At 64.3% G+C, this 4735-nt stretch carries 5 protein-coding genes; 3 read left to right on the top strand and 2 right to left on the bottom strand.

The window, feature by feature from the left end; all coding sequences use genetic code 11:
• The first annotated feature begins 200 nt into the window (after nucleotides 1–200).
• From SY1_RS04065 to SY1_RS04055, 3 genes are all read left to right on the top strand, one after another.
• Complete coding sequence (locus SY1_RS04065) at nucleotides 201–1022, top strand: aminotransferase class IV (RefSeq protein ID WP_015556271.1); 822 nt, start codon at nucleotides 201–203, stop codon at nucleotides 1020–1022.
• A gap of 55 nt (nucleotides 1023–1077) precedes the next feature.
• Nucleotides 1078–2007, top strand: coding sequence for a bifunctional enoyl-CoA hydratase/phosphate acetyltransferase (locus tag SY1_RS04060; protein ID WP_015556270.1), 930 nt, complete (start codon nucleotides 1078–1080; stop codon nucleotides 2005–2007).
• A gap of 155 nt (nucleotides 2008–2162) precedes the next feature.
• Nucleotides 2163–2375: a hypothetical protein gene (locus SY1_RS04055; RefSeq protein WP_015556269.1), complete on the top strand. Its 213-nt coding sequence runs from the start codon at nucleotides 2163–2165 to the stop codon at nucleotides 2373–2375.
• Nucleotides 2376–2393: 18 nt separating this feature from the next.
• Here SY1_RS04055 and SY1_RS04050 read toward each other — a convergent pair whose 3' ends face one another.
• On the bottom strand, nucleotides 2394–4247 hold the full coding sequence (locus SY1_RS04050) for a putative bifunctional diguanylate cyclase/phosphodiesterase (protein WP_015556268.1): 1854 nt from the start codon (nucleotides 4245–4247) through the stop codon (nucleotides 2394–2396).
• A 25-nt stretch (nucleotides 4248–4272) separates the two neighbouring features.
• The coding region (locus tag SY1_RS04045) for a hypothetical protein (RefSeq protein ID WP_208872791.1) at nucleotides 4273–4735 on the bottom strand (463 nt) is incomplete at its 5' end.

Raw genomic sequence — 4735 nt, 5'->3', positions numbered from 1 at the left:
TCGGGGAACGACGACAAGGTGGGGCTGTCGCTCTCCATCCTGGCCTTCCCCGACCGGGACGCTTCTCTGGGCCAGAGCCTCGCCCAGGACCCCTTCCTCCGTCCGAGGGATATCCCCAGGGAAAGCAAAAGGTAAAGACCGGGCGAAGCGGCCACCGGTTTCGCCCGCCTGGTTTTATAATGAAGTGAGGGACGCTTCTCATGAAACTGTGTTACGTGAACGGACGTTTCACCCCGCCGGAGGAGGCGGCGCTCCCGTTGAGCGACCTCCTCGTCCAGCGGGGCGTCGGCGTCTTTGAAGTGATCGGGACCTATGGAGGGCGGCCGCTTCTCTTGACGCCTCACCTGGAGCGCCTCCTGAACGGGGCGGAGCGCGAGCGCATCCGCCCGACGCTCTCCATGGAGGACATGAAGCGCCTGGTGCGCGAGGGGCTGGCCCGGGCCGGGGGCGACGTTCAGGTCAAGGTGTACCTGTCGGGAGGCGACGTCTTCGACGACGTGGAGGGCTTTACGGCCCCCCGCTTCTTCATGATCTTCGAGGAGCTCTCCCCGCCCCCCCGCAAGGCCTACGAAGAAGGTGTTGCCCTGGCGCCCCTGCCCTTCGGGCGGAAAGACCCCGCCGTGAAGAGCGTGGACTACCGCACGACCTATGCCCTGTCGCGGTCTGGCGCCTTTGAGGTGCTCTACTGCCCCGACGGGGAGATCACGGAGGCGGGGCACAGCACCTTTTTCCTCGTCCTGGAGGGTCGGCTTGTGACGGCCCCCCTCTCCCGCGTGCTGAAGGGGACGACGCGGAGCGTCATTCTGGAGTTGGCCCGCGCCGAGGGGATCGAGACGCAGGAGCGCTGCCCGCGCGTTGACGAGCTGCCGCGCGCCAGCGAGGCCTTCATCACGGGGAGCGTGAAGAAGGTGCTGCCCGTGGTCCGGGTCGGGGAGCAGCGGATTGGGACCGGGCGGCCGGGGCCGGTGGCCGCACGGCTTCTGAAGCTCTACCTGGACCGCATTCAGAACTGGCTGGAGTGAGGGGGCGGCCCCCTGACATATTCGCAAATCTCATTTTGAAGGAGGATGCTGCATTATGGAACAGATTCGTTCGTTGTCGCAGTTGATCGAGGGAGCGAAGAAGCTCTGCGCCGAGAAGGGGAAGAAGCGCCTCTCCGTGGCTATGGCGGAGGATGCGGGGCTGATCGCCGCCATCGAGGAGGCCCGCAAGGCCGGGATGGTGGAGGCGACGCTGGTGGGCAACCCCGACAGGGTCAGGGCCTGCATCCAGGAGGCGGGCGCCTCCGAGAAGGACTACAACGTCATCGAGGAGCGCAATGAGGCGAAGTGTGGCATCGTGGCCGTGACGGAGGTCTCCGCGAAGCGCGCTGACATCTACATGAAGGGCCAGCTCCACACGGACCATTTCCTGCGGGGAATGCTGAACAAAGAGGTCGGCCTCCGCAGCGGCAAGACCATCTCCCACTGCTATTTCCACCACATCCCCGGCTACGACCGCGTCCTCTTCATCGCCGATGCCGCGTTCAACATGTACCCCGACGTGAAGCAGAAGGCCGACATCCTTCAGAACACGGTGAACTTCGCGCGGGCGCTGGGCGTGGAGTGCCCGAAGGTGGCCTGCCTCGCGGCGGTTGAGGTGGTGAACCCGGACATGCCCTGCACGCTGGACGCCTGCGCGCTGGTCCAGATGAACCAGCGCGGCCAGATCCGAAACTGCATCGTGGACGGCCCCCTGGCCCTGGACAACGCCATCAACGAGGAGGCCGCGAAGATCAAGAAGATCAACTCGCCGGTGGCCGGACATGCGGACATCCTGTTCGTGCCCCAGATCGAGGTGGGGAACGTCCTGGCGAAGTCCATCACCTACTTTTCCAGGGACAGCGAGACGGCGGGGCTCATCATCGGCGCTGCGGCGCCCGTGATCCTCACGAGCCGCGCGGACCCGATGCGCGCGAAGCTGCTCTCCATCGCCGGCGCGGTGATGATGGCACACCACAAGGGGTAGCGCGGACTGGCAACAGCGACATCGACGGCGGGGGCCTGCGTGGCCCCCGCCGCTTTCGTGTGCCGGGAGTGGGACAGACTTGTCGTGATCTCCGTGGCCAGGTCGTATCCCGTCTCCTGCGGTAAGTGTATAATGAGGACCAGGAGGTGTGCTCTATGTCCATCGCCGTGTCCGAAGTGAGTGCCAACTTGAAGAAGCCCCTTGCACCTGTAGGAGCGAAAGGAATTGATGTTGCAAAGGGCGGCAGGGGAGCAGCGAAGCTATCAACCCCATGTCAGGATCGGGTGGACGTCGCGAAATCCCTCTTTGGAGTCCTTGCTGCAGACGTCACTTTGGAAGAGGCCATGGAGGAGAGGCGGAGCCGCTAGGGGATTTGGCGCCGGACGTCAGAGCTGCGGCATCTCCTTGATGAGTTCGGCAAAGACGGAGACGTCCTTCAGGAACTCATCGGCCTTTTCCACGGGGAGCGGCACGGAGAAGAAGAAGCCCTGGCCCGCCACGTTGTACTCCGCGAGCCACTGGTTCTGGTCCTTCGTCTCGATGCCCTCCGCCACGATGCCGAGGTTGAGGGAGCGGGCCATCTCGATGACGCTCTTCACCAGGCTTGCGGTCTTTCTGGACTTCAGCATCTGATCGATGAAGGAGCGGTCTATCTTCAGGCTGTCCACGGGCAGCTGGCTGATGTACTGCAGCGAGGAGTAGCCCGTCCCGAAGTCGTCCAGCGCGACGCTGATGTTGAGCTTCTTAAGCTTTTCCAAGCGTCCGCGCGCCTCCCCCAGGTTTTCCATCAGGACGTCCTCCGTGATCTCCAGGGTGAAGCGATCCGTGGGGAAGGTCACGTTTTTCAACTTCCCCTCGATGAAGTCGAAGAACGAAGCGTCCTTCAGCGAGAGCCCGGAGGCGTTGGCGTTGAGGTGGAAGTTCAGATTGGGGTACTTCCTGGTGAAGCTCTCCATGACGGCGAGGGCCTGCGAGACGATGGATCGGTCGATGGCCGTCAGCAGGCCCGATTCCTCCGCTTCGGGGATGAAGGCGCCAGGCGGCAGGATGTCGCCCGTTGGATGCCTCCATCGCGCCAGCGTCTCAAAGCCCAGGAGCTGCATGGTGGCCGTGTTGTAGATGGGCTGGAAGTAGGGGATGAACTGGTCGTTCAGAAGGGAGGTCTGGATCTCCGCAGTGACCTTCAGGATATCCTTGTGCTTCGCCTCCTTGTCCCGATGTTCCGTCGCGGGGGAGACGAAGAGGACGCAGCCCAGGCCGCGCTTCTTCGCCGCCTTCATGGAGCTCGACAGGCCTCCCAGCACCTGAAGCGCGGAGAAGTCCTTCGGGATGTCCAGCATTGCGGTGAGGCAGGCGCTTGGAAACACGCTGTCCCCGTCGATCCAGATGGGGAGGGAGATGAGCTTCAAGAGTCGGTCCAGGGTGGACTCCAGGTAGGATTGTGAGCTCACGCCCTTCAGGATCGCCATCACCTCGTCCCCGCCCGTGCGGAAGATCGTGGCGAAGCCGTGGAGGATGGTCTTGGTGCGCTCGATGACCTCGATCAGGACCTTGTCCGCGGTGTCGGAGCCGTACTGCTCGTTGAGCAGCTTGAATCGGTCCATGTTGAGAAGGATGACGCTGAAGGTGTAGCCGTCCGCGCTGTTCAGCTTGCGGAGCTCCTGGTTCAGGGAGTCCATGAAGCAGTCCCGGTTCGGAAGGCCCGTCAGGGAGTCGTAGTAGGCGATGCGCAGCAGGCGCTCGTTGGCGGCCTGCTGCTCGCTGAGGTCGAACAGCGCGGAGAGCGTGAGCTTGTACGCGTTCCACGTCACGGAGCCGGTTAGCTGCTTCACGGGCAGGGCCACCCCCTCGGCTCCCAGGAGGATGAGGGCCTGCCCGTCTGGAAGGTCCTGCCTCTCCCGCTCCGCCGGGTCCTGCGCGTCCTCGGAGTGAGGGTCCAGCTTTGCCCTGGGGACGAGGATGGAGGGGAGTTTTTTGCCCTTCAGGAAGTCCTCCGGGCCGTTGATCAGGGAGAGGAGAGCCCGGTTGGCGTACAGGATGCGGTCCTGCTCGTCGCTGATGACGAGGGGGACCGGCAGCTGATCCAGGATCGCATCACGGGAGGCCAGCAGCTGCTCCGTCGAAAGGGAGGCGGCCTGCCGCCCCGAAAGGGCCGAGTCTCCGTCATCCGCCGGCAGAAGCGCCGACAACGCCTCGTCCAGGAGGCCGAAGGATGGGGCGGCAGGTCGGAATGGCTTCATGGCTGTCCCTTCATCATATCAGTCCTTAAAACCGATGGAACTCGTAGGCTGAGAACTGTGCGATGAGGCGCAGAGCGGCCAGCTGATCCTTCGTCGGCGTCGCGCGGTCGTCCGACCCCAGAGCGGCGAGCCCTATCAGGGACCGGTCGTCGCAGATGGGGAAGAGGCAGGTCATGGAGGCCATGCTTGCCCACGGGCACTTGCCGAGCCCCCAGGCTTTGAGGGCGGTGTCGGCGCTGACGTCCCTGAGGTCGATCTGCGCCTCGTGGACCAGTGGAGCGGCGACGGGGAGGGACGTGAGGAGGACGCCCTCGTCGGGGTCGTCGGCCAGACGGTTGGTCCGTTTGGCCGCGCAGACGTACCCGCCGCGCGCCTGGTCCCAGATGGCCAGGATGCAGTTGGGGAGGCGGCCCTGTTCCATGAGGACGTCGGCCAAGAGAGAGCAGAAGTGGGCCCGGTCCGGCGCGCCCTTCAGGACCTTCAGGACG

Origin of the sequence: Fretibacterium fastidiosum, assembly GCF_000210715.1 — a bacterium.
Classification (GTDB): Bacteria; Synergistota; Synergistia; order Synergistales; family Aminobacteriaceae; genus Fretibacterium; species Fretibacterium fastidiosum.
This window is presented reverse-complemented; position numbering and strand designations above follow the sequence as displayed.